The organism is Streptomyces flavofungini (assembly GCF_041028215.1).
Taxonomy (GTDB): domain Bacteria; phylum Actinomycetota; class Actinomycetes; order Streptomycetales; family Streptomycetaceae; genus Streptomyces; species Streptomyces flavofungini_B.
In genome coordinates, this window is sequence record NZ_JASKYR010000625.1 from 1 (window position 1) to 4,330 (window position 4,330).

4 protein-coding genes are annotated in these 4,330 nt (G+C 70.3%); 3 read left to right on the plus strand and 1 reads right to left on the minus strand.

Translation table 11 applies throughout. The annotated features are described in order from the left end of the window. Positions 1-50: 50 nt before the first annotated feature. Together AB8Z36_RS31230 and proP are read left to right on the plus strand one after the other, a co-directional pair. On the plus strand, positions 51-698 hold the full coding sequence (locus tag AB8Z36_RS31230) for a DUF4360 domain-containing protein (RefSeq protein ID WP_369216752.1): 648 nt from the start codon (positions 51-53) through the stop codon (positions 696-698). Between the two features lie 153 nt (positions 699-851). Further along, a complete protein-coding gene (gene proP, locus AB8Z36_RS31235; RefSeq protein ID WP_440582043.1) occupies positions 852-2,339 on the plus strand; it encodes a glycine betaine/L-proline transporter ProP in 1,488 nt (495 codons plus the stop codon). Here the strand turns inward: proP and AB8Z36_RS31240 are convergent. Next, positions 2,336-2,890 carry a PadR family transcriptional regulator gene (locus tag AB8Z36_RS31240; RefSeq protein ID WP_369216754.1) on the minus strand — a complete coding sequence of 185 codons (555 nt, stop codon included), beginning with the start codon at positions 2,888-2,890 and terminating at the stop codon, positions 2,336-2,338. The genes proP and AB8Z36_RS31240 overlap by 4 nt on opposite strands. Before the next feature lie 114 nt (positions 2,891-3,004). Between AB8Z36_RS31240 and AB8Z36_RS31245 the strand changes: the two genes are divergently transcribed. Further along, a partial coding sequence (locus AB8Z36_RS31245) for an MATE family efflux transporter (RefSeq protein ID WP_369216755.1) occupies positions 3,005-4,330 on the plus strand: 1,326 nt, incomplete at its 3' end.

Sequence of the window (4,330 nt, forward strand, 5' to 3'; positions counted from 1 at the left end):
CCATTGCGCGGGCGGCCGCTCGCGGTCGCCCGCGCATGGAACGGAGAACCATGGCTGGTGCACTGCTGCTGTCCGGCGCCGTCGCGGCGCTGTTCGGCTCGACACTCCCCGCGCAGAGTCCGACGACGATCACGGAACCGCCCCCGGACAAGATCGTGATCGAGGTCGCCACGGTGAACGGCTCGGGCTGCCCCCTCGGCACCGCCGCCGTGGCCGTCTCCCAGGACAACACCGCCTTCACGGTCACCTACAGCGACTACCTCGCCAAGACGGGCGCCGGTGCGGACCCGACGGCGGCCCGGAAGAACTGCCAGCTCAGCCTGGTCGTGTACGTCCCCCAGGGCTTCACCTACGCGATCGCGAGCGCCGACTACCGCGGCTACGCCTCGCTCCAGCCGGGTGCCAAGGGCATCGAGAAGGCCTCGTACTACTTCCAGGGTTCGCCCAGTACGGCCGCGCTCAGCCATGAGTTCAAGGGCGCCTACGACGACAACTGGCAGGCCACCGACACCACGGACTGGGCGCAACTGGTCTACGCGCCCTGCGGTGAACGGCGGAACTTCAACATCAACACGGAGCTGCGCGTGAGCGCGGGCACCTCCGATCCGGCGAAGTCCAGCTTCATGACGATGGACTCCACGGACGGCGACATCAGTACGAAGTACCACCTGGCCTGGAAGGAGTGCCCGCGCCGGTAGCCCGGCGGCCTGGTGGCCCGGCGGGCTCTGCCCGATTTCGGAATCGGCAGGTTTGATCGACGTCGACGGGGCAGGCGTCGGGAGGTCGGCGCCCGCTGCGCGGGGACCGCACACCGATGACCGACCATCGCCGACCGAGGAAGTGACCCACCTGTGAGCGCGCCAGAAGCACCTGAAACACCCGCACCACCGGCCCCGGAGGCGGTGGCACGGCACAGGGTGCTGTTCCGGGCCATCCAGCGCCGCAGGAATCCGCGGCTGCGCCAGTCGGACATCACGGTGACCGAGGAGGCGCAGGTCCAGCGCGCGGTGAAGGCGACCGCGCTCGGCAACGCCATGGAGTGGTACGACTTCGGCGTCTACGCCTACCTCGCCGTGATCATCGGCAAGGAGTTCTTCCCCTCGGGCAACGACACCGCGCAGACCCTCTCCTCGCTCGCGACCTTCGCGGCCGCCTTCCTCGTACGCCCCATCGGCGGCATGTTCTTCGGACCGCTCGGCGACCGCGTGGGCCGCAAGAAGATCCTCGCCCTCACCATGATCATGATGTCGACGGCGACGCTCGCGATCGGCCTGATCCCGAGCTACACCTCGATCGGCGTCTGGGCACCGGTCCTGCTCGTCCTCTGCCGCATGGTGCAGGGCTTCTCGACGGGCGGTGAGTACGGCGGTGCCGCCACGTTCATCGCGGAGTACGCCCCCGACAAGCGCCGCGGATTCTGGGGCTCCTTCCTGGAGTTCGGCACCCTGATCGGCTACACCGTCGCGGCGGTCCTCGTCACCGTCCTGACCATGCTGCTCAGCGACGACGCGATGCAGTCCTGGGGCTGGCGCGTCCCGTTCCTGGTGGCCGCCCCGCTCGGCCTCATCGGCCTCTACCTGCGGATGAAGCTGGACGAGTCACCGGCGTTCCAGAAGATGGAGGAGGCGGCGGGCGGTCCGGCGGCCGAGCGCCAGAAGAAGTCCTTCAAGGAGTCCTTCGTCGGCCAGTGGCGCGCGATGCTGCTCTGCATCGCGCTGGTCGCGGCGTTCAACATCACCGACTACATGCTCCTGTCGTACATGCCGACCTACCTCACCGAACTCGGCTTCGGCGAGACCGGCGGCCTGATGTCCATCGTGATCGTCATGCTGATCCTGATGGCGCTCATCAACTCCGTCGGACGCCTCTCCGACCGCGTCGGCCGCAAGCCGGTCCTGATGGCGGGTTCGGTGGGCTTCTTCGTCCTGGCCCTGCCCGCCTTCCTGCTCATCAAGCAGGGCGGTACGGTCCCGGTCTTCGCGGGCCTGCTCATCCTCGGCCTCGCCCTGGTCTGCTACCTGGGCGTCATGTCGTCCTCGCTGCCCGCCCTGTTCCCCACGGACGTGCGCTACGGCTCGCTCTCCATCGGCTTCAACGTCTCGGTCTCGCTCTTCGGCGGTACGACCCCGCTGGTCGTCGCGGCACTGATCGGCGCCACCGGCAACGACCTGATGCCCGCGTTCTACACCATGCTCGCGGGCCTGGTCGGCATCATCGCCGTCGCCGCGATGAAGGAGACGGCCCGCAAGCCCCTCGACGGCTCACCGCCCTCGGTCGCGACGGACGAGGAGGCCCGCGAACTGGTCGAGTCCCAACGGGAGCGGCCTCTGGGGGGCTAGTGGCCCTGACCGCCTAGAGGGGAGTCCAGGGCGGCGATGGCCTCACTCAGCCACTCCTTCTCCTCCCGGCTGGTGGCGCGGGCGATGCGCAGCATCCCCTGACGGAACAGGTCCGGTTCCTCCTCCGCCCGCACAGGCTCTCCGTCCCGGTAGAAGAAGCTCGCCGGGGCGTCGAGGAAGGCCTGGCGGCGGCGGAGGACCGCGGCCTGTTCGGCACGTACGGGCAGGTGGTGCAGGAACGCGAGCAGCGTGAAGAACCGCTGCCCGTCGGTGATCTCGACGTCCTTGGGCTCCCGCAGCAGCGCGAGCAGCCGCCCATGGCCGTCCTCGGTGAGGGACAGTACGCGCCGGGGCGCGGCGGCGCTGCCGGGTTCGGTGCGCTGCTCGACGAGACCGGCTCTGACCAGCCGGTTGATCGCCGGATACAGGGCGCCGTCGCTCACCGGCCGGATGTGCCCGTTGAGCGCGTGCAACCGGCCCTTCAGCTCATATCCGTGCAGCCCGTGCACGGGTTCCTCGCGCAGGAACCCGAGGATGGACAACTCCAGCAAGCGAAGCACTCCTTGTCATTCCGCCGTCCGTCTGATGCTATCTCTTACCGTGGTACCTCGTTTCGAGGTACCCAGAGCCGGGAACGGCAACGGTCGAGGGGGAAGCGCACGCCGATGGACGAAGTACGCACGGGACGAAGGAGACCGGGGGATGCGGGGGAGCACCGTCGGAGACTGGTGACGCTGGCGCTGCCGGTCTACGGCGAGCTCCTCGCAGGCGTCACGGCGGGGATCATCAACATGGTCTGGGTGGCGGGGCTCGGCGGAGCCGCCGTCGCGGCGGTGGCGGTCGCCACGAACGTCGAGAACGTCCTGCTCGGCGTCATCCTCATGGCTGGTTCCGGTACGACGGTGCTGGTGGCCGGGGCTCGCGGGGCAGGGGACGCGGCGGCGATCCGCGCGGCGGTGCGCGGCGGCTGGGCGGTGTGGGCGCTGCTCGCCCCCGTGGTCGCCGTCAGCGGGTACGTGTGCAGGGAGCCGCTCGCCCGCCTGGTGCTGGGCGGCGCCGCCGACGCACTGCCCCTGGCTACGGCCTACTTCGCGGTCGCGCTGCCGGGCATGGTGGTCTTCTACGCGACGAACGTGGTCGACGGAATCCTCAAGGGCCTGGGCGACACGCGCACCCCGATGCGACTGGCGCTGCTGGCCAACGGCCTGATCCTGGTGCTCGACCCGCTGCTGATCCTCGGCTGCGGACTGGGCGTACGGGGCGCGGCGATCGCGACGGTCGTGGGCCGTTCGGTGGCGCTCGGTTGGGGCCTTCGGGCGCTGGGGCGGCGACTTCCCCGAAAGGGGCCCGGGCCCGGCGGCTCCCAGGTCCGCGCGCGTCTCGGGGAGGCGCGGCGGACCATCGCGGTGGGGCTGCCGATGTCCGTGGACTTCGTCGTACGGATGGCCGGGTCGCTGGCGCTCGTCGGGGTGGTCGCGCGGATCGGCGTGGACGAGGTCGCCGCGTACGGCATCGCGACCAAGGCGACGTACGTCGCGACCATGGCGTTCTACTCCGTACGTCAGGCCGCCGCCATCCACACCGCCCATCTGCTGGGCGCCGGACGCGACGAGCGTCAAGCGATCGCCCGGCAGGCGCTGCTTCTGGCGGGCACACTGGGCCTGACGGCTGCCCTGGCGCTGCTCGGCGCCGCGCCCTGGATCATGCGTGCCTTCGGCACCGAGGGCGACGTGGCCGCCGCCGGAACGCTCTATCTGCGCTGCCTGGGCCCGTACTTGCTGCTGCTCGCCTGCTGCATCGCCGTAGCGGGAGTCCCCGAGGCGAGCGGCGCCAGCCGGTCCCTGGCCCGCATCACGGCGTACGGGTCGGCGACCCAACTGTGCCTGGCCTACGCCCTGTCGGGGCTCGGGCTGCCCGGGATCTGCACGGCCATGGCGGTCGCGATGGCCGTACAGGGCGGGGCGTTGTCGCGGGTGAGGGCGGAGTGGGGC